Below are 18,226 nucleotides of genomic sequence, written 5' to 3'. Positions count from 1 at the left end.
CGTGTTCCGGTTTTGCGCCCGCTACGTCGCAGTGGCGCACCATCTCGATCGCAGCCTCGTTCCACTCGTCAGCGACTACAACGCGGAGTTGGTGGCGAACCTGTAGTCGCTGACGAGCCGTGCGAGGCTGCGTCAGCGCGTGTACCGGTTTTGCGCCCGCTACGTCGCAGTGGCGCACCATCTCGATCGCAGCCTCGTTCTACTCGTCAGCGACTACAACGCGGAGATTGTGCCGTCTCTGCTCTTCCAGTGTGGACGCAAGCTTGAACTGAAGTTTTTGATTTGGCCCATTCAGGTCTGCCGGCTAAAGCGAAGAAGCTTGTCTTGTGACCGCTGCGCCCAAAGGTCTTGTGTATCCTTTAACGCCCGCATTGTCCAAGGAACCCCCATGCGCAGAGAAATTGGCTACTGGCACCGAGAAGGTCGCGAGTTGTTCTATTACCTGGAATTCAAACCCGACACTGCCGAGTTCTACCTCACTTGCGAGCACATGCCCAGTGAGGGCGAGGGCAGCGTGCGTTCGGTGTTGCTCAGCGAAGCTCGGGGCGAGCGCTACTACGAAGATGCCTTGTTGATCATCAAGGAGGAACTGTTCAGGCAATACACCCTCTGAGTGGTGTCGCGATCAATGATCTGGTTTGAGGCCAGGGCAAGATCTGTCGATAATGCCGCGGGCTCGGCAGGTGCCGGGCCAGGAAGTTGCAATTCAAAGGAGCTGTAGATGCGCGTGTTTTATATCTTTACCCTGCTGGGCACCTTGCTGTTGGCCGGTTGCGCAAGCAATCCAATGGCCCCGGTAGCTGACCAGGCGGTGCAGCCACCTGCGCCAGGCATGGCACAAGTGGTGTTCATGCGCGATGCCTATACCGGCAAAGCCATTGTGTCCTCGCTGTATGACGTGACCGATGGCAAGACCCAATTCATTGGTGTCATGGCCAACGGCACGAAAATCGCCCATCCCGCCACCCCTGGCAAGCACACCTACATGGTGGTGTCCGAAGCGGCCGACTTCATGGAAGCCGACCTTGTGGCAGGCAAAACCTACTACGCGCTGGTAACGCCGCGCATGGGTTTGTGGAAAGCACGCTTTTCACTGTGGCCGATCAGCAATGATCCTGAAGCCTCCCACAGCCTGAAGTCCAAGAACTTCAAAGGCTGGGTTGAAGACACGGACATGGTGACCAACTCGCCAAAATCTTTGGCCTGGTACGAGCGGGTCAAAGCCAGCGTAGAGAAGAAACGCGCTGAATACTGGCCGGTCTGGCAGGAAAAAAGCGCTGACGCTGTGGCCGAGCGCACGCTCAAGCCTACTGATGGCTTGTAATATTTGAGCCGGGGGCAGGGTGGCGACAGTGACGTTGCCCTGCTCCTATCTCACCACTTCAGTGACCTGCAACACCCAGGCAATCGCCTGCGTCCTCTCATCCCACACATACCGAAAATGCTGGCCTTGCACCGGTAGCGAGAGCGCTGGTGGGCGGAACGCGGCAACGCATTCGTGTCCGTCGAGGCGCACGCTCTTGTAAAGCAGGCCCCAGGCGCCGTCTTCGCGCAATGGCCGGGCGAATGCTTGAGACAGCCCATAACCTGACGGCGACGGTTGATGCAGCCCCTGGTCGCCACGCACATCGATCATCGGCTGCACGACGCGGTTGATATAGGTACGCATGGTGATTTCGATGCTGGGCTCCTGTGTCGCCCGCCAGAATTGCTCCTGATGAAAACAGGTTTCGGCGATTGCCGCCTCTACGCTGTTGGCGCAGTAGTACACGCCGTAGCTGCCATCGGTAAAACGACTGGCCCGCCCGATATGGGTAAAAGCAGCCATCACGGCGGTTGAGCCTTCGCCGCACAGGCGGTCTTCGGGCCGGCCCCTGTTGAGCACGCCTGCCTGATCGCGCAGCCGGTCATTGGTCAGGCTTTCGAGGACAAAGGCGATCTCCAGATCGGCCGGATCCAGGGTGTCTTCAAACACTGAAACGGGCGGGAACGCGCTGTTGATGATGCGATAAGCCTTGTTCCATTCAGGCAGCATTGCATCAGGCATCAGCCGCGCACTCCATCCAGATAGCGGCGCACATCTGCCAGGTCGACCACCTGGCCAGCGAGCATGTAACTCAAGGCGCTCTGGCCGTTAAAGGGCGCAGCGGTGTTGGGTTTGTGCACCCATTCATAGGCACGTTCAGGCTGGTTGCTGAACAGGATGCGCAATGCCTTGTGCACGCCCATCAAGTACGAAATGCGCTCCAGGGTGTCGTGGGGCAGGCGCACGTTCGGCAGTTTTTTGTACTTGAAGTAGGTGGTATTGCCGATGGAACCGAGCAGGGTGCACTGCTGGTCCTTGGTACAGCCCCAATGCTCCATGAGGCTGAAGAAAAAGGTCAGGGCAACCCGGCCCGCATCGCCGCTGGTGATCTCGGGTTCGGGATGTTTGGCTGCGAGGTGCATGGCGGCCTCCAGAGAGTTGATACTTCCAGCTTACTCCGGATGTGGCTCTTTTCAATAAATCAGTTCATATATGATTTATGAAAATGTAACGGCACGGGCTCGCACGTGCCGGGGCCGTTGGTCTGGCCCCGGCGAAGATGCACATGGCGCCTTACAGCTGTTCCATCAGCACATCAACGATCCGTTCATGCCTGCGGTCAATGGCTCGCTTGCCCCATAGCGGTTTGTCACCGCACAGTTCGGCGATTTCCCGTTGCTGGGTCAAGTAGGTGTAGCTGAGCAGTTTTTTCGAAAAGGCAATATTGCCCACTGAGCAGTTATGGGGTTTGGACAGCAGCAGGTAATTGCCCAGGCAGTTCAGGTACTCAGACACGAAGGTGTCATCATATTTGCCATACCCGTGGGGCTTGGTCTTGGGCTCGGTGGTTGGGGCTATATGCTCCAGTTCGGGCTTTTCGATGGCATCGTAACGTCTTGGGTTGTAGCCCTGCTGACCACCGGAGTTGAGGTGGTTTTCATATTTCCACAGCAGATGCTTGGCGGTGGAGTGATGGATTTCGCGGTTGAGTGCAACCCTGAGATTCTCGTTGTTCCAGTAGGCCGTCCAGGGATCCTCGGCAATTTTCAGCTGATTGATGCGCGTTAAAATGGGCTCGATCTGCGGATTCTGCGCGGTGAATCGTTCATACACGTGGCTGATGCGAGAGGTGATGTCTGCACGGGTACCAATCAGGCGGTGGCGAACGATTAACCCTTCGAATGCTTCGCACAGCGATTCGATCTCAGGCATGGGTAGCTTGAAATTGTAGGCCTTGATGATAAAGGGCAGAACAATCCCGATCCCGCCCAGCATTACCAGTGAGTGAATCGCAAAGTGTCTTTTCTCGTGGGCGACAAAAAAGTTGCACAGGTGCAGAAAACTTGCGGCCAAGGCCTGGGTAAACTCGCGGATAAATACCAGTGAATCATCCTGGCCGAGCAGTTTGTCGATTTTGTCCAGGCTGTCGCTTTCCCATAGAGAGTTGAACTGAACCCTCAGGGTGTAGAGTAATACATCGTCTTCCTTGATTCGGTAATCAATCGAGGCAATGGATTTATAGATCTGCTCAAAGCGGTCCTTGATTTCGCTGATCAGCATTTCTTTGTGGTCATCATCCTGACCGCGCAGGTGTACGGCATACATGAACTGGGCCTTGACCACTTCCAGGTTTGAAGGGCGCTTGCCACGGTTGTTCTGGAAGATGAACATTTGAATCGCTTCGGCTTCGTCCTGAACCCGGTGCGTGGTGCACGCGGCCTGGCACACGATGTCGAGCATGTGGCACAGGTAGGCTTCGGGCTTGTGCTTCAACTGATCGTTGAAGTAATCGAACGCGTTGACAATACGCAGGGATGAGCTGGTGCTCAGTCCGCCGTGGTCAACTTTGACCTGGTCAATCACGTAATCGATAAACACCCGGTTGTCATAGTCCACGGTGTTGAAGCGAATCACATGGGGCGTGCGAATCACGTCGGCATAGCATGCCTGTTCCGTCTCGCTCAACGGGCGCAGGGCCTTGAGGCATTTGAACAGGGCCGACAAGAACAGGGTCAGGGTTGTCAGCCGCTGCTGGCCGTCAATCACCTGATACTTGCCATCTTTTTCCTCAAACAGAAAATGCCCGAAGTAGTAAGGGCTCCTGGCACTGCTGGTGCGGTAGTCCTCAAGGTCCGACAGGAATACGTCGGTCTGTGTGGTGCGCGTGCTGGTGGGGTTCGGCGTCTCCCATGAATAGGCGCGCTGATAGGCCGGTACGACGATACGCTTGTTAGCCAGCATGTTTTGAACGGTGGTTGAGGGGTTCACGAGAAATCCTTGTCGATCGATACAAGACTGATGGCCATAAGCCATATTATGCCATGCTCATCCCTTGGGCAGTGACTGCGCCTTGTTGATACACCGTGCCCGCCGTTCATCCACCCGCTTGGCAAACCAGGCGGTGGTCAGGTTGCGGGTGATCTTCGGACTTTGCAGGGTGATGCCCGGCAGCACGGCGCGGGGCAGGGGTTTGCCTTGCTGGCGGTCGGCAAGGGCGAAGACGCGCTGGTAAAGATCCGTGTCGTTAAATGCCAGGCTGTCGCCTTTTTCGAGTTGGCGGCGGATCGCGTTGTTGCTCAGGCCCACCTGTTTGCCAAGGGCGCGCACCGCCAATTCGGTGGAACCGAGTGCGTAGGAGCCGGGGATGGTCAAGTCGCCATCTAGTGCCAGCGGGATGCCTGAAACGCGGCTGACGGCATTCTGAAACGCGGCATTACGACTGGCGTACCAACCCGCATTGAAGTCGGCAAAACGATACAGCGATTGCGTGTAGTCGACCGGGTAGCCCAGCAGATGGGCGATACCGAAGTACATGCCCCCCCGGCGCGTGAAGACTTCCTGGCGGATCGAGTGTGTCACGGGGTAGGGATAGTCCCGTGCCCGCTGTTCGGCAAAGGCGATGCTGACTTGCATCGGCCCGCCCGTGTGAACCGGGTTCAAACCGCCAAACAGACTTTTGCCCAACGGCACCATGCCGATGAAATCATCAAAAATGGCGCTCAACTGGCCTTCGGTGCGGGCGGTGTCCAGGCGTTGATTGTAGGTTTTACCGTTAGGCGAAGTGATGCTCAGTGCGCTGCGCACCACAAACTCGGGGATATGCAGTTTGCCGGCGCGGCGGTTGATTTCCGAGCGGGCGATGGTGGCCAGCCCGGGCACCGGCGGGTCGGCTTGAAAGGTCGACTCCTGCTCGGTCACCGCCAGCACGGAGCACAGGTTCTCATCGGTGGGGGCCAGCCCCTGAGCGGTAAACGCGACCTGGATATCCGCCGCCCAGCCCTGGCGGTCCGCGGTTTTCACCGGGAGCAATTGCACAATGCGGGCCCGTGCCTGGTCGGGGGTGATGTCCGGGGTTGTCCGCGACGCCTGGGTACCGCAACCCGCCACTACCACCAGGGGCATCACCGATAAAAAACACCTGAAGAATCGATTCACCCGATACAACTCCTTTAAATATGCCCTGCCAATCAATCGTCGCGCGTCAGCACTTCCAGCAGTTCGATCTCGAAACGCAGGTTGGAGTTCGGTGTGATGTGCGCGCCCATGCTTCTTTCACCATAGGCCAGGTGAGCGGGGACCTGCAGTGCGCGTTTGCCGCCGACCTTCATGCCCATCAGGCCGATGTCCCAGCCCTTGATCACCCGTCCGGTGCCGATCACGCACTGGAACGGTTTGCCGCGTTGATGGGAAGAGTCGAATACCGTGCCGTCTTCGAGCCAGCCGGTGTAGTGCGTGGTAATCAGGGCGCCCTTGACCACGGTTTTGCCGTCGCCCGGTAACAGGTCAGTGATGTGCAGTTCGTCAGTCATGGCGATGGAACTCAAAAAGTAGGATTAACGATTGTTCTGGGTAGGGTTTCTCTCAATTCGAAGACGGTTTGGCAATGCATTTTGATTTTTTTTACGTAGGAGAAGGCTCTAAAACAAAGGGATTGGGGAACTTGCTAATGAGGATGATTGTCAATTGCGCTTTACTCTCAACTGAGAATGTTTATCATTGCAGCCCTGGCAGTGCCGGGGAACGCTAAACACGTAGGTCCTTTCAAGGTCGTGCGTCAGCAATTTCCAGCCCTTGGCCTGCTGAGCACACTCCATTGTTAAGGGATCAACTGGACATGTCGTCTCGATTCAAACGCAGTCATCTTTCACTGGCTCTCATGGCCGCTCTGGCTTCGCCTACCTTGCTCGCCGATGCACTTGAGCGCGAGCGTGACGAAGTTCCGGTAGAGGCCACCGATTTGCCGGTGGATGGCACTCGCCAGGCGTTGCAGCTCGAAGAAACCCGCGTACTGGGCACTGCTGCACAGGAGTTGAAGCAGGCTCCGGGTGTCTCGATCATCACCGCCGAAGACATCAAAAAGCGTCCGCCTGCCAACGACCTGTCCGACATCATTCGTCGTGAGCCCGGGGTCAACCTCACCGGCAACAGTTCCAGCGGCGCCCGCGGCAACAACCGCCAGATCGACCTGCGCGGCATGGGCCCGGAAAACACCCTGATCCTGATTGACGGCAAGCCGTCTTCTTCACGCAACGCACAGCGCTATGGCTGGAGCGGCGACCGTGACACCCGCGGCGAAACCAACTGGGTCCCGGCCGAAGAAGTCGAACGCATCGAAATCCTGCGTGGCCCGGCTGCGGCCCGCTACGGTTCCGGCGCAATGGGCGGGGTGGTCAATATCATCACCAAGCGTCCTTCGGACAAGCTCAGCGGTTCGATGACGGCTTACTACCTGTCCCCTGAAGACGATTCTGAAGGCGTCAGCAAACGCACTAACTTCAATCTCAGCGGACCGATCACGGACGATCTGGTGTTTCGTGTGTATGGTGGCCTGAACAAGACCGATGCCGATGATCCGGGCATCAACACCGCCGCCCAGGCATCCCCCGACAGCGTCGTGGCAGGTCGTGAAGGCGTGCGCAACAAGGACGTCAACGGCTTGCTCAGCTGGCAGTTCACCCCGGAGCAGAGCCTGGACCTGGAAGCCAGCTACAGCCGTCAGGGCAATATCTTTGCCGGTGACACCATGCTCAACAGCGGCGGTGATTTCGTTAACAGCCTGACCGGCAAAGAAACCAGCGTGCTGCAACGCAGCAGCTTCTCGGCGACCCACAATGGCTCGTTCGACTGGGGCACCACCATGGCCTCCCTGACCCATGACCTGACCCGTAACGCCCGCCTCAACGAAGGCCTGGCCGGTTATGGCGAAGGCGCGCCGTCCGAGAGCGCGGGCAGGTTCGAATCGCGGTTGCGCAACACCCGTGCCACTGGCGAGGTCAACCTGCCGTTGACCATGGGCACCGCCCAGGTGCTGACCCTGGGCGGTGAGTACCTCTACGAATCGCTCAATGACCCGGGCTCGTTGCGTCCGCAGAGCTGGGATCCGGGTGCAGGCGGCACCCCGGGAATTCCGGGTACGGACCGTACGCAAACCAAGTCAACGGCCAACAGCTATGCGTTCTATGTTGAAGACAACATCGAAGCCGGCGCCAAGACCATCGTCACCCCCGGCGTGCGCTTTGATCACCACAGCGAGTTTGGCGGCAACTGGAGCCCGAGCCTCAACGCGTCCCACCAGATCACCGATGAGCTGAGCATCAAGGGCGGTATTGCCCGGGCCTACAAAACCCCGAACCTCTACCAGTCCAACCCCAACTACCTGCTGTATAGCCGCGGTGCAGGTTGCAGCTCGGTCGAGGTGAACATCGGTGGCTGCTACCTGGTGGGTAACCCGGACCTGAAGCCTGAAATCAGCGTCAACAAAGAAATCGGCCTGGCGTTCGACAAGGGCACATGGCGCACCAGCGCCACGTATTTCCGCAACGACTACCAGAACAAGATCAATGCCAGCAACGAATCGGCATTCCGCCTGCCGAACGGGCGTCGCGTGCTGCAATGGGAAAACAGCGGCAAGGCCATTGTGCAAGGGGTTGAGGGCAACCTGTTTGTCAGCCTGCGCGACGATCTGGACTGGAACACCAACCTGACCTACATGATCGAAAGCAAGGACAAGGAAACCGGCGATCCGCTGAGCATCATTCCCAAGTACACCCTCAACACCATGCTGGACTGGTATGCCACTGAAAAGCTGTCGTTCCAGGTCAGCGGTACTTACTACGGCAAGCAGGAAGCACCCAAGCGCAACAACCGCGCCAACGAAGCGCTGGACAAATCGGTACAACAGCCGGTTGACCCTTACGGCCTGGTGGGCCTGAGCAGTGGGTATGAGTTCAATAAGCACTTCAGCGTGCGGGTGGGCATCAACAACCTGTTCGACAAGCAGCTCTACCGCAAAGGCAACGCTGACGAAGCGGGCGCGCAAACCTACAACGAAGCAGGCCGTGCCTACTTTGCGTCGGTGACCAGCTCGTTCTGATAAAAACCCGGGCCTGACCGCTGTTACCCGTGCAGGCACTTAAAGGCGCGACATCCGTGAAAACGGGTGCCGCGCCGTTGTCGCATCTGGTGCAGGCAAAATGCAGAGCTCGATGAGGAATTGAAAACATGAAACTTGCAACGTCGGCCTGGGCGCCGATTGTGTCCCGCACCCTGGCTGCACTGGTCGGCGGCTATGTCTTTACCTACGCCTTTACCGCTGCATTGGCGCGGCTGCTGCCGCTGGACAATGTGGACTCGCTGATCGTCGCCAGTTTGCTGTCGTTTGTGATCTACACCTTCGCCATCCTGTGGGCGTTTGCCGCCCGTCATCAGTGGGCGGCCTGGATGGGCGCGGTACTCGCCGTGCCTTTGGCGGCCATCGGCTTTTGGCCACAACTGCTGGAGCAACTGGGATGAAACAGACCCTGACCCAATCCATGGCCTGGCTGCATACCTGGGGCGGCCTGATTGTCGGCTGGTTGTTGTTCGTGATTTTCTTGACCGGCAGCCTGGCGGTATTCGATCAGGAGATCGACAACTGGATGACCCCAGAACTGCCTGCGCACCACTTGACGGATGAGCAGGCCGCGCAACGGGCGCTGGATTACTTGCAAGCCAATAAGGCCGACGCCAGGCAATGGGGCATCAGCCTGCCTTATGAGCGTTCGCCGCAACTGCAGGCCTCGACCGGGGTGCGCCGTGACGGGGTGTCGGTGACACTCGACCCCGATACGGGCGAGGTAATGCCGGTGCGCGAGTCGGTGGGGGGACGGTTTTTCTTCCTGTTTCACTTCACCCTGCATATGCCGCGCATGATCGGGATCTACCTGGTGGGCGCACTGGCCATGGGCATGCTCGCGGCGCTGGTGAGCGGTATCGTGATTCACAAAAAGTTCTTCAAGGAATTCTTCACCTTTCGCCCAGCCAAGGGCCAGCGCTCATGGCTGGACGCGCACAACGCCAGTGCCGTTCTGCTATTGCCGTTTCACTTGATGATCACCTACACCGGGCTGGCGATTTTCCTGGTGATTTACATGCCTGCGGCGATGGATGCCTTGTTCGATGGCGACCGCGAGGCCTTTTTAAAGGCACAGGACACGGCACCCGCTGGCGTTGAAGCCATGCGCCCGGCGACTGTAGAGCCAGCGCCGCTGGTGGCCCTGGGGCCGTTACTGAGCAAGGCCCGCGAAGTGATGGGGCCGTTGGGCGGGGTGAGTATCAGCAATCCCGGGCAGAGCAATGCCCAGATCCAGATTCGACCGATTCTGGGTAATCGCATTGCCCTGACCAAGGGGCAGGGCATGCGTTTTGACGGGGTCACGGGGGAGCAGATCTCCGGGCCGACCGAAATGCGCCCCACCGTGCTGACCCATCGGGTGATTTCGGGGCTGCACTTTGCCCAGTTCGGGGGGTATCCGATGCGCTGGCTGTACTTTGTCTGTGGCTTGATCAGCAGTGCCATGATCGCCAGCGGCCTGGTGCTGTTCACCGTCAAACGGCGGCGTAAATATGCCAGCGAAAGCCGTGTTGCCCAGGTGCTCTACCGTCTGGTCGAGGCGATCAACGTTACAGTCATGGCGGGCCTGAGCCTGGCCTGTATCAGTCTGCTGTGGGGCAATCGCCTGTTGCCGTCGGGGATGAACGAACGGGCCGATGCTGAGCTGAATGTGTTCTTCGGTGTGTGGGCGTTGAGCTTTATTCATGCAGTGATCCGACCGCGCATGCAGGCCTGGCGCGAGCAGCTTGGGTTGGCAGGGATGATGTGCATGGCCTTGCCACTGCTGAGCGTGTTCACGGTCAGCCGGCCTTGGGCGTTGCATACCAGCATGGGCGTGGAACTGACCGCGATGGCGCTGGGTGCCTTGTTGCTGTGGGCGTGCTGGAAAGTATCGCAACCGGCGGTTGAGCGAGTACCGCGTAAAAAGACCGCCGTCATGGCCGAGGTGAATTGAGATGCTGGCTGATTTTTTTGCGGGTCTGGGATTCGCCTACCTCGGGATGCTGGCGCTGTGTCAGGGGTTGGACCGTCATTACAAACAGGTGTGGGGCAAAGCCCCGTCGGCCCGACTGAGCCGTTTGCTGCGGGTTGCGGGCTGGGTGAGCCTGGCGCTGAGCTTCTGGTTTTGCGGGCAGGCCTGGGGCTGGGCGATGGGGCCGGTGGGCTGGTTGGGCATGCTCTCGCTGAGTGGTTTTGGCCTGCTGATGCTGTTGCCGTACCGGCCTCGCCTGGCTGTGTGGTTGCCGATGGGTTTTGTGCCGGTTTGGGCGGTGATCGAAACCCTGACCCTGTAGATACTCTGTTGCCGGTCAACCGCGCTCCTCTATGGGTTCGCCCTTACGGCGAGGGGGGTGGTGCTCGCGATCCGTAGCAGCTGACGAGTCGTGCGAGGCTGCGTCAGGTTTGGCGCACCATCTCGATCGCAGCCTCGTTCTACTCGTCAGCGACTACACAAGGGATGGGGGCCGAAACCTGTAGTCGCTGACGAAGGCTGCGATGGGCTGCGCAGCAGCCCCGCTTTCAACGTCGCGAGCGAAGGCCAGGTTCTAGCGTTTCACCAGACGATTGGCAATTACATCCAGACTGCTGCAAAACACAAAGTACACCAGGGCCACAAACAGGAATATTTCAGTCGGGTGCACCATCACCCGATTGCTCACTTGAGTGGCGACAAACGACAACTCGCCCACCCCGATCACATACGCCAGTGAAGTGTCCTTGATCAGTGAAATCCATTGATTGAGAAAGGAGGGCAGCATCATCGGCAACGCCTGCGGCAGGATGATCAGGCGCAGCACTTGCCAGGTGCCAAAACCCAGTGCCTTGCCCGCAGCCCATTGCCCAGGCGGCAAGCTGCTGATCCCGGCATACACCGAGTGCGCCAGATAGGCGCCACCAATCAACGACAGCGCGCACACCACGGTGGCCAGTGCAGGGACATCGACCTTGAACACGATGGGCAGCAGGAAGTAACTCCAGAAAATCAGCATCACCACCGGGATCGCCCGCAAGAAGCCCAGCACGCCGAGCAACAGCCAGCGCACCTTGCCGCGAATCATCACCAGCGCAATACCCAGCACCAGCCCCAGCACTGCCGAGATGATCCCCGACAACAGGCTCAGCACCAGCGTCAATGCCGCGCCGCCCAGAGGTCCGTTGGGCCAGGCGCCGAGCATGAAGTACGAAAAATTGTCGCTAATAACCGAAAAGTCCATGACTCACACCACTCCCTGGCGATACCACTTGCTGCGTGCAATCCCTTGGCCGATCACTTCGATCAAGGCAATGCTGAGCACATACAGGAGCGTGGCAAAACCGAAGGCCTGGAACGTCTTGAAGGTTTCGGTCTCGACTTGTCGCGAGGCATACGACAGTTCGGCCAAGCCGATGGCCATGGTCAGCGACGAGTTCTTCAGGGCATTCATGTATTGCCCCAGCAATGGACCCAACGCCGTGCGCAACGCCTGGGGGAACACGATGTAGCGCCACACCTGGGCAGGCTTGAAGCCCAGTGCCAGGCCGGCAGCTCGTTGCTCGATACGCACTGAGCTGATGCCTGCGCGAAACTCTTCGCAAATGAAGGCTGCCGTATAGAGCATCAGGCCCCAGAACCCGGCAATGAATTCAAAGGACGGCCATTCAATCTCAAGCACACCCAGAGACAGGCTGCGCGGCTGGTTGAGCCACATCACCAGCCCTTCGGGCAGCATCGCAGTGACCCCGAAGTACCAGAAAAACAACTGCACCAGCAGCGGCGTGTTGCGAAACAGGGCCAGGTAGGCCCGTGCAGGCCACGACCACAGGCGCGAAGGCGAGATGCGCGCCAGGCACAGCAAAAATCCCAGCCCGGTAGCCACCAGGCAGGTCAGCAGGGAAAGGATCAGGGTCAGAACAAAACCATCGAGCAGCCAGTGCAGGTAGTGCGGGGCCAGCAGTTCACCGAACATAAAAAGCGTCCATCCAGAAACGAGCAAAACCCGCCCGGTTGACCGGGACGGGCTTTCAAAGGTGTTGCGAGTTAGCTCTTGTCTCCGATTTTGTACAGACGGGTCAGCGGGGTCTTGGTGGTCGGTCCGAACCAGGCGTCATAAATGCCCTGAGCCTTGCCCTGGGCTTCCAGGTCGGTGAGGGTCTGGTTAACCACTTCGGTCAGGCGCGCTTCGCCTTTTGGAATGCCGACACCGATCAGGTCATTGGAAATGGTGAACGGCGGCACTTCATATTTGTCCTTGTCTGGCACATTGGCCAGCAGGCCGATCAGCTTCGGGCCGTCCTGGGTGATGGCTTGCACGTTGCCGTTGCGCAGGGCAGTGAACGCGAACGGGGTGTCATCGTAGGCAACCACTTTGGCGCCGGGGAATTTCTCGCGCAGCACGCCTTCATTGACGGTGCCCTTGTCCACGCCCACACGCCACTTGTTCAGTTCATCGGGGGAATTGAGGGTGCCTTTCTTGACGATAAATTGCTGGCCCGAAGCGAAATACGGAATGCTGAAATTCACCTGCTCGGCGCGCTCAGGGGTAATGGTGAAGTTGGCCAGCACCAGATCCACCTTGTTTGCGACCAGCAGCGGCACACGGTTGGCCGGGTTGGTCGGCTGCAACTGCAACTTCACGCCCAGCTTGTCGGCAATGGCCTTGGCATAGTCCACGTCCAGACCTTCAATCTGCTTGCTCTTGGCATCGACAAAACCAAACGGCGGGTTGCTGTCAAAGGACGCTACACGCAGCACACCGGATTTTTTGATGTCATCCAGACGATCAGCGTGGGCCAGGCCAGACAAGACAGCCAGGGTCAAAGCGGTGAGGGCAGTGAGTTTTTTCATTTCGTTCTCATCATGAGTTGGAAGAGTTATGACGAGAGTCTTGCAGGAAATTTAGCTTTTAAAAAAGAATATAAAACGATTTAAATATTCCTTTTAAGAATATGTAATGGTGTTGATCGCTGTGGGAGCGGGCTTGCTCGCGAGGGTATCCACGGGGTTTGCCTGACAAACCTCGCCGCCTCAATCGCGAGCAAGTCCGCTCCCACAAAAAAGGGGGGGCAGCAAATTTTTACCGCACTCGACTCATCGCCATCACACTCGTCAACACGATGGCTGCGCCTGCCATCACCCCCATGGAGACGGTGCTGTTCAACACCACAGCCGCCATCACCATCGCGACCGGGGGAATCAAATACATCACCCCGACCACGCGGCTGACCTCGGCTCTGGCCAACACAAAGGCCCAGAACAGATAAGCCAGGGCGCTGGGAAAAATCCCCAACAGCAACACTGCCCCGTTCACCCGTGCGGGAGCATTCAAGACCGCATCCTTGAGCCCCGGCGCGTAGACACCCAGCAGCAAGGTCCCGCTCCAGATCGTGTAGCACACCAGGGTCAGTGGGCTGTAGTGGTTGGAGTAATGCTTTTGCAAGGCGAAATAAACGCTCCAGGAAAACGCCGCCAGTAAAATCAGCAGGCCCTGGGGCTTGAATCCCGTGATGCCTTTATCGCTGATCACCACCACCAGCGCGCCCAGCAAACCCATGCCCACCCAGAACCAGCGCCAGCCGCTGACGGGCTCTTTCAAAAACACGCGGGCAATCAGGGTGCTGAACAGCGGTGCGGATTGCGCCAACACGCTGGAGGCGCCGGGGCTGACCCATCGTTGCCCGAAGTTGAGCGCCACGTGATGCAGCACAATGGCGAAAAAGCCCAACATGATCAGCCAGGGCACATCCCTGAGCCTGGGCAGACCCATGCGTAAAACCAGCGCAACCACCCCCATAAATACCGAGGCGATCAAAAAGCGCAACAGCGCCAGATGCCCTGGCGAGTAAGCGTGCAGACCGATATTGATGCCAATCGGCGAGTACGCCCAACACAGCACAACAGCGGTCATGGCGGCGATTATTTGTTTGTTGGCGGGTAACTTCAAGCATTGGACTCCAGTGCGTGTCCACCCTCAATTGCTTGTGAAATACCGTTCCAATAGTTTTCGGTAATATCGAGAAAACGATTGAATCCTGTTGTTAGCCCTATCAAATCCTCCTCGTTGTCGCACTCAAGTGCTGCTGCTGTGACAGATTGAATCTTATGTTCTTTTTCAGCGTCACCTATGTGTATATAAAAGTACTCGCACCGCTCATGAAACTCATCATTGTTCGTGTATAAATGTTGATAATTTCGAGCGCCTTCGTACAAACGAGTCAACATTGAGTATGCCAGCCACTCTTGCGCCAACAACGCCCCCAATACATAGCTCGAAGGGCGCCCTAGTCCATCAGGTGCATATAAAGCATCCTGTTCTTCAATAAACACATGCGTTGAGGGTAAAATCTGCCCGGCCCCCAACTCATCCAGGGTGTAAGTCCGATTGGCCAAGCGACTTAACAGATCGAGCAAATAGTTTTGCAATAGCACACTGTGGGCTTTCGCTGAATCACCGCAGCCTAGTTCTGAATACAGGTTTTTGACGATTTCGACTCTTGCTGACAAGTGCTTGGCTCGCAGTAAGGACAGCGCTACCATCGTTGCGGTGCGGCAGGTTCTAGCCCAATAGTTTCTTGCGAATATTTCTACCTCATAAAACTTCATAGGCGTACTTAACCAACGCCGATAGAATGGGTTGCTCAGCGCGCCATGATCAAACACGGTGTGTGCCAATGCCTCGATAACTTTTTTTTTATTGTTCATGCTATCCACTCCTAGGTGTTTTTCAGGTTGTACTTGTTTTCTCTTCAGATAACCTGTCTGCAGAAATCAAATTTTGTCAGTCTCCCAGTCCACAACAAGTGATATATAAAGAGTTCTGAGTTCATCAGGAGTAAACAATGGAGTTAAGCCAGTTGCGTATGGTCAAGGCGGTGGCAGAGTGCGGCAGTATTGCCCTGGCAGCTCAACAGCTGCATTGCGTGCCGTCGAATATCACCACCCGTATCAAGCAGCTGGAAAGCGAGTTGGGCACTGTCTTGTTCACCCGCTCGGGGCGGGGCTTGCGTATCAGTCCCGCGGGCAAGGTCTTTGTGAACTATACCGAGCAAATTCTGGCGCTGATCGATCAGGCAAAGCGTGCCGTACAGCCCCAGGCCGTGCCCGCTGGCAAGCTGCGCATCGGGGCGATAGAGTCCTGTGCCACCGGGCGATTGCCGCCACTGCTGGCCGAGTTTCATCAGCGCTACCCGCAAGTGACGCTGGAGCTGGTCACCGGCCAATGGCGGCAACTGATCGATGACGTACAGCATCATCGACTCGATGGTGCGCTGATCGCAGGCGATAGCGATCAGCCCAGGCTCAATAAAAATTCGTTGTATGACGAACCGCTGATCATGATTGCCAGCCCGACACTCGCACCACTTGTCAGCCTTGGCGATGTGCATCAACACACCGTCTTTATGTGGCCACCCGGCTGCCCGTACCGTGCGGCACTGGAGAATTGGCTGGCGGCGCACCGACTTGAGGTTAACTGCGTCGATTACGCGAGTTGGGGAAGCATCATTGGTTGCGTCAGTGCGGGTGCAGGCTTGGCGCTGGTCCCTGAAGGGCTGCTCCCGCATTTTGGTGCTTGTGGGCACCTGACCGTCTACCGCTTTACCGAGCTGAAGCCGATTCCCAATCAGTTTTTCTGGCACAGCGAAACCGGCAACCACGGTGCCCGGGATGCGTTTGCTGCACTGTTGGCTGAGCGTTTCGAGCCTTTGCCCGTTTTTTCAGAGCGATTGCGTAGCCGTTGACGAGGCTGCGCTCAGGTTTACGCCCGTGGATCAAAAGCATCACGGCAGGCCTCGCCGATAAACACCAGCAGCGAAAGAATCAGCGCCAGTGCACAGAACGCGGTCAGGCCCAGCCAGGGGGCTTGCAGGTTGCGTTTGGCCTGGCCGATCAGCTCGCCCAGCGACGCGGTACCCGGCGGCATACCAAATCCCAGAAAATCCAGGGCGGTAAGGGTGGCGATCGCGCCCGTCAAAATAAACGGCAGGTAGGTGAGGGTTGAGGTCATGGCGTTGGGGAGGATGTGCCGTCGCATCAGCTCGATATCGCTCAGGCCCAGTGCCCGCGCTGCCTTGACGTATTCCAGGTTGCGACCGCGCATGAACTCGGCGCGCACCACGTCCACCAGTGCCAGCCAGCTGAACAGCGCCATGATCCCCAGTAACCACCAGAAGCTTGGCGCCACAAAGCCCGACAAGATGATCAACAGGTACAGCACCGGCAGCCCGGACCATACCTCTTGCAGGCGCTGGCCCAGCAAATCCACCAGCCCGCCATAATACCCTTGCAGGGCGCCAGCACCGACGCCCACCACCACGCTGATGGCGGTCAGGATCAAGGCAAACAGAATCGAAATCCGGGCGCCGAAAATCACCCGCGCCAGTACGTCCCGGGCCTGATCGTCGGTGCCCAGCCAGTTTTGCCTGCTGGGTGGACTGGGAGCGGGTTCCTTGAGGTCGTAATTGACCGTGTCGTAGCTGAACGGGATGGGCGCAAACAGCATCCAGCCTCCCTGGTCGTCAATCAATTTGCGCACGTAGTCACTTCTGTAATCGGGCTCGAACGGCAGTTCGCCGCCAAACTCGGTTTCGACGTAGCGGGTCGCCACCGGGAAGTACCACTGGTCTTTGTAGTGAATGGCCAGCGGCTTGTCGTTGGCGATCAGTTCACCGCACAGGCACAGGACGAACAGCGCGATAAAGAGCCACAGTGACCACCAGCCCCGGCGGTTGGCCTTGAAACGGGCCAGGCGCCGACGGCCCAGGGGGGAAAGGTTGAGCATCAAGCCTCCTTCGCCGAGAAGTCGATGCGGGGGTCGAGCAGGGTGTAGCACAGATCGCCGATCAGTTTGATCAACAGGCCGAACAGGGTGAACAGGAACAGCGTGCCGAACACCACCGGGTAATCCCGTGAAACGGCTGCTTCGTAGCTCATGCGCCCGATGCCGTCGAGGTTGAAGATGGTTTCAATCAACAGTGAACCGGCGAAGAACACTTCGATCAGGGCCTGGGGAATCCCGGCCACCACCAGCAGCATGGCGTTGCGCATGACATGGCCGTACAGCACCCGGCGCTCGGTCAGGCCTTTGGCCCGTGCCGTGACCACATACTGGCGGCTGATTTCGTTGAGAAAGCTGTTTTTGGTGAGGATGGTCAGGGTGGCAAAGCCGCCGATCACCAACGCCGAGACAGGCAGCACCATGTGCCACAGGTAATCGCCGATTTTGGCGAAAAACCCCAGGCTGTCGAAGTTTTCCGAGACCAGGCCTTGCACCGGAAACCAGCTCACATAACTGCCACCGGCAAAGACCACAATCAGCAAAATGGCAAACAGAAACGCCGGCATGGCGTAGCCGATGATGATCGCGGTGCTGGTCCACACATCGAACGCGCTGCCATTGTGGATGGCCTTGCGTATGCCCAGCGGGATGGAGATCAGGTAAGTAATCAGCGTCGCCCACAACCCCAGTGAAACAGTCACCGGCAGTTTTTGCAGGATCAGGTCCGTGACCTTGGCGCCTCGAAAGAAACTGTTGCCAAAATCCAGTTGCGCGTAGTTTTTGAGCATCAGCCACAAGCGCTCGTGCATGGGTTTGTCGAAGCCATAGTGGCGGGTGATTTCTTCGACAAGTGCCGGGTCCAGGCCACGGCTGCTGCGGCTGGCAACGCCAGTGCCGCCTGCCATGTCGCGGGCTCCGCCGGCCACGGTCGTACTGCTCACACCCTGCAAGCGGGCAATGGCCTGCTCCACCGGGCCACCGGGGGCGGCCTGCACGATCAGGAAGTTGACCACCAGAATGCATAGCAGGGTGGGGATGATCAGCAACAAGCGTCGACTGATGTAATGCAGCATC

The 18,226-nt window shown here is 58.0% G+C and carries 19 protein-coding genes; 7 read left to right on the top strand and 12 right to left on the bottom strand.

The window, feature by feature from the left end:
• The first annotated feature begins 388 nt into the window (after positions 1-388).
• Positions 389-613 (top strand): hypothetical protein, encoded by a 225-nt coding sequence (locus VSQ83_RS14260; protein ID WP_219263174.1) that lies wholly within the window; start codon positions 389-391, stop codon positions 611-613.
• A gap of 108 nt (positions 614-721) precedes the next feature.
• On the top strand, positions 722-1,324 hold the full coding sequence (locus tag VSQ83_RS14255; protein ID WP_219263175.1) for a hypothetical protein: 603 nt from the start codon (positions 722-724) through the stop codon (positions 1,322-1,324).
• Positions 1,325-1,369: 45 nt separating this feature from the next.
• Here VSQ83_RS14255 and VSQ83_RS14250 read toward each other — a convergent pair whose 3' ends face one another.
• From VSQ83_RS14250 to VSQ83_RS14230, 5 genes are all read right to left on the bottom strand, one after another.
• Entirely contained in the window at positions 1,370-2,047 is a 678-nt protein-coding gene (locus VSQ83_RS14250; RefSeq protein ID WP_326427073.1) for an RES family NAD+ phosphorylase, read from the bottom strand.
• On the bottom strand, positions 2,047-2,448 hold the full coding sequence (locus tag VSQ83_RS14245; RefSeq protein WP_219263178.1) for an MbcA/ParS/Xre antitoxin family protein: 402 nt from the start codon (positions 2,446-2,448) through the stop codon (positions 2,047-2,049). Before VSQ83_RS14245 ends, VSQ83_RS14250 begins: the two co-directional genes overlap by 1 nt.
• A 151-nt stretch (positions 2,449-2,599) precedes the next feature.
• Positions 2,600-4,294, bottom strand: a complete 1,695-nt coding sequence (locus VSQ83_RS14240; RefSeq protein WP_326427072.1) for a DUF262 domain-containing protein — start codon at positions 4,292-4,294, stop codon at positions 2,600-2,602.
• Positions 4,295-4,351: 57 nt separating this feature from the next.
• Positions 4,352-5,428 (bottom strand): DUF1615 domain-containing protein, encoded by a 1,077-nt coding sequence (locus VSQ83_RS14235; RefSeq protein WP_219263211.1) that lies wholly within the window; start codon positions 5,426-5,428, stop codon positions 4,352-4,354.
• A 65-nt stretch (positions 5,429-5,493) separates the two neighbouring features.
• Positions 5,494-5,835 (bottom strand): FKBP-type peptidyl-prolyl cis-trans isomerase, encoded by a 342-nt coding sequence (locus VSQ83_RS14230; protein WP_133077650.1) that lies wholly within the window; start codon positions 5,833-5,835, stop codon positions 5,494-5,496.
• A gap of 305 nt (positions 5,836-6,140) precedes the next feature.
• Here VSQ83_RS14230 and VSQ83_RS14225 point away from each other — a divergent pair, with 305 nt between their 5' ends.
• From VSQ83_RS14225 to VSQ83_RS14210, 4 genes are all read left to right on the top strand, one after another.
• Positions 6,141-8,399 (top strand): FepA family TonB-dependent siderophore receptor, encoded by a 2,259-nt coding sequence (locus VSQ83_RS14225; RefSeq protein ID WP_219263179.1) that lies wholly within the window; start codon positions 6,141-6,143, stop codon positions 8,397-8,399.
• A gap of 128 nt (positions 8,400-8,527) precedes the next feature.
• Complete coding sequence (locus tag VSQ83_RS14220) at positions 8,528-8,818, top strand: iron transporter (RefSeq protein ID WP_219263181.1); 291 nt, start codon at positions 8,528-8,530, stop codon at positions 8,816-8,818.
• Positions 8,815-10,353, top strand: coding sequence for a PepSY-associated TM helix domain-containing protein (locus tag VSQ83_RS14215; RefSeq protein WP_326427071.1), 1,539 nt, complete (start codon positions 8,815-8,817; stop codon positions 10,351-10,353). Before VSQ83_RS14220 ends, VSQ83_RS14215 begins: the two co-directional genes overlap by 4 nt.
• 1 nt (position 10,354) lies before the next feature.
• Entirely contained in the window at positions 10,355-10,693 is a 339-nt protein-coding gene (locus tag VSQ83_RS14210) for a DUF3325 domain-containing protein (protein WP_326427070.1), read from the top strand.
• A 252-nt stretch (positions 10,694-10,945) separates the two neighbouring features.
• On the opposite strand, the gene VSQ83_RS14205 is transcribed toward VSQ83_RS14210, so the two are convergent.
• From VSQ83_RS14205 to VSQ83_RS14185, 5 genes are all read right to left on the bottom strand, one after another.
• Complete coding sequence (locus VSQ83_RS14205; RefSeq protein ID WP_133077655.1) at positions 10,946-11,614, bottom strand: amino acid ABC transporter permease; 669 nt, start codon at positions 11,612-11,614, stop codon at positions 10,946-10,948.
• 3 nt (positions 11,615-11,617) lie between these two features.
• Positions 11,618-12,346 (bottom strand): amino acid ABC transporter permease, encoded by a 729-nt coding sequence (locus tag VSQ83_RS14200; protein WP_133077656.1) that lies wholly within the window; start codon positions 12,344-12,346, stop codon positions 11,618-11,620.
• 71 nt (positions 12,347-12,417) lie between these two features.
• The gene (locus VSQ83_RS14195) at positions 12,418-13,224 is read right to left on the bottom strand and encodes an ABC transporter substrate-binding protein (protein WP_326427069.1); all 807 of its coding nucleotides are present in this window, start codon (positions 13,222-13,224) and stop codon (positions 12,418-12,420) included.
• 229 nt (positions 13,225-13,453) lie between these two features.
• Positions 13,454-14,284, bottom strand: coding sequence for a DMT family transporter (locus VSQ83_RS14190; RefSeq protein WP_326427722.1), 831 nt, complete (start codon positions 14,282-14,284; stop codon positions 13,454-13,456).
• A gap of 32 nt (positions 14,285-14,316) precedes the next feature.
• Positions 14,317-15,078, bottom strand: a complete 762-nt coding sequence (locus VSQ83_RS14185; RefSeq protein WP_326427068.1) for an iron-containing redox enzyme family protein — start codon at positions 15,076-15,078, stop codon at positions 14,317-14,319.
• Between the two features lie 137 nt (positions 15,079-15,215).
• Here VSQ83_RS14185 and VSQ83_RS14180 point away from each other — a divergent pair, with 137 nt between their 5' ends.
• Positions 15,216-16,115: a LysR family transcriptional regulator gene (locus VSQ83_RS14180; protein ID WP_326427067.1), complete on the top strand. Its 900-nt coding sequence runs from the start codon at positions 15,216-15,218 to the stop codon at positions 16,113-16,115.
• Positions 16,116-16,132: 17 nt separating this feature from the next.
• On the opposite strand, the gene VSQ83_RS14175 is transcribed toward VSQ83_RS14180, so the two are convergent.
• Together VSQ83_RS14175 and VSQ83_RS14170 are read right to left on the bottom strand one after the other, a co-directional pair.
• The gene (locus tag VSQ83_RS14175; RefSeq protein WP_326427066.1) at positions 16,133-17,155 is read right to left on the bottom strand and encodes an ABC transporter permease; all 1,023 of its coding nucleotides are present in this window, start codon (positions 17,153-17,155) and stop codon (positions 16,133-16,135) included.
• Complete coding sequence (locus tag VSQ83_RS14170; protein WP_326427065.1) at positions 17,155-18,225, bottom strand: microcin C ABC transporter permease YejB; 1,071 nt, start codon at positions 18,223-18,225, stop codon at positions 17,155-17,157. Before VSQ83_RS14170 ends, VSQ83_RS14175 begins: the two co-directional genes overlap by 1 nt.
• Position 18,226 lies beyond the last annotated feature (1 nt).

Origin of the sequence: Pseudomonas sp. DSV-1, from assembly GCF_035830915.1 — a bacterium.
In the GTDB taxonomy this organism is placed as follows: Bacteria; Pseudomonadota; Gammaproteobacteria; order Pseudomonadales; family Pseudomonadaceae; genus Aquipseudomonas.
Note: the sequence above shows the minus strand (reverse complement) of the source record. Positions and strands in the feature narration are given on the sequence as shown.

Bases quoted from the DNA above. Each gene is read 5' to 3' on its own strand.
- VSQ83_RS14260 (WP_219263174.1), top strand. From the start codon at position 389: ATGCGCAGAGAAATTGGCTACTGGCACCGAGAAGGTCGCGAGTTGTTC.
- VSQ83_RS14255 (WP_219263175.1), top strand. From the start codon at position 722: ATGCGCGTGTTTTATATCTTTACCCTGCTGGGCACCTTGCTGTTGGCC.
- VSQ83_RS14250 (WP_326427073.1), bottom strand. From the start codon at position 2,047: ATGCCTGATGCAATGCTGCCTGAATGGAACAAGGCTTATCGCATCATC.
- VSQ83_RS14245 (WP_219263178.1), bottom strand. From the start codon at position 2,448: ATGCACCTCGCAGCCAAACATCCCGAACCCGAGATCACCAGCGGCGAT.
- VSQ83_RS14235 (WP_219263211.1), bottom strand. From the start codon at position 5,428: ATGCCCCTGGTGGTAGTGGCGGGTTGCGGTACCCAGGCGTCGCGGACA.
- VSQ83_RS14230 (WP_133077650.1), bottom strand. From the start codon at position 5,835: ATGACTGACGAACTGCACATCACTGACCTGTTACCGGGCGACGGCAAA.
- VSQ83_RS14225 (WP_219263179.1), top strand. From the start codon at position 6,141: ATGTCGTCTCGATTCAAACGCAGTCATCTTTCACTGGCTCTCATGGCC.
- VSQ83_RS14220 (WP_219263181.1), top strand. From the start codon at position 8,528: ATGAAACTTGCAACGTCGGCCTGGGCGCCGATTGTGTCCCGCACCCTG.
- VSQ83_RS14215 (WP_326427071.1), top strand. From the start codon at position 8,815: ATGAAACAGACCCTGACCCAATCCATGGCCTGGCTGCATACCTGGGGC.
- VSQ83_RS14210 (WP_326427070.1), top strand. From the start codon at position 10,355: ATGCTGGCTGATTTTTTTGCGGGTCTGGGATTCGCCTACCTCGGGATG.
- VSQ83_RS14205 (WP_133077655.1), bottom strand. From the start codon at position 11,614: ATGGACTTTTCGGTTATTAGCGACAATTTTTCGTACTTCATGCTCGGC.
- VSQ83_RS14200 (WP_133077656.1), bottom strand. From the start codon at position 12,346: ATGTTCGGTGAACTGCTGGCCCCGCACTACCTGCACTGGCTGCTCGAT.
- VSQ83_RS14195 (WP_326427069.1), bottom strand. From the start codon at position 13,224: ATGAAAAAACTCACTGCCCTCACCGCTTTGACCCTGGCTGTCTTGTCT.
- VSQ83_RS14190 (WP_326427722.1), bottom strand. From the start codon at position 14,284: ATGACCGCTGTTGTGCTGTGTTGGGCGTACTCGCCGATTGGCATCAAT.
- VSQ83_RS14185 (WP_326427068.1), bottom strand. From the start codon at position 15,078: ATGAACAATAAAAAAAAAGTTATCGAGGCATTGGCACACACCGTGTTT.
- VSQ83_RS14180 (WP_326427067.1), top strand. From the start codon at position 15,216: ATGGAGTTAAGCCAGTTGCGTATGGTCAAGGCGGTGGCAGAGTGCGGC.
- VSQ83_RS14175 (WP_326427066.1), bottom strand. From the start codon at position 17,155: ATGCTCAACCTTTCCCCCCTGGGCCGTCGGCGCCTGGCCCGTTTCAAG.
- VSQ83_RS14170 (WP_326427065.1), bottom strand. From the start codon at position 18,225: ATGCTGCATTACATCAGTCGACGCTTGTTGCTGATCATCCCCACCCTG.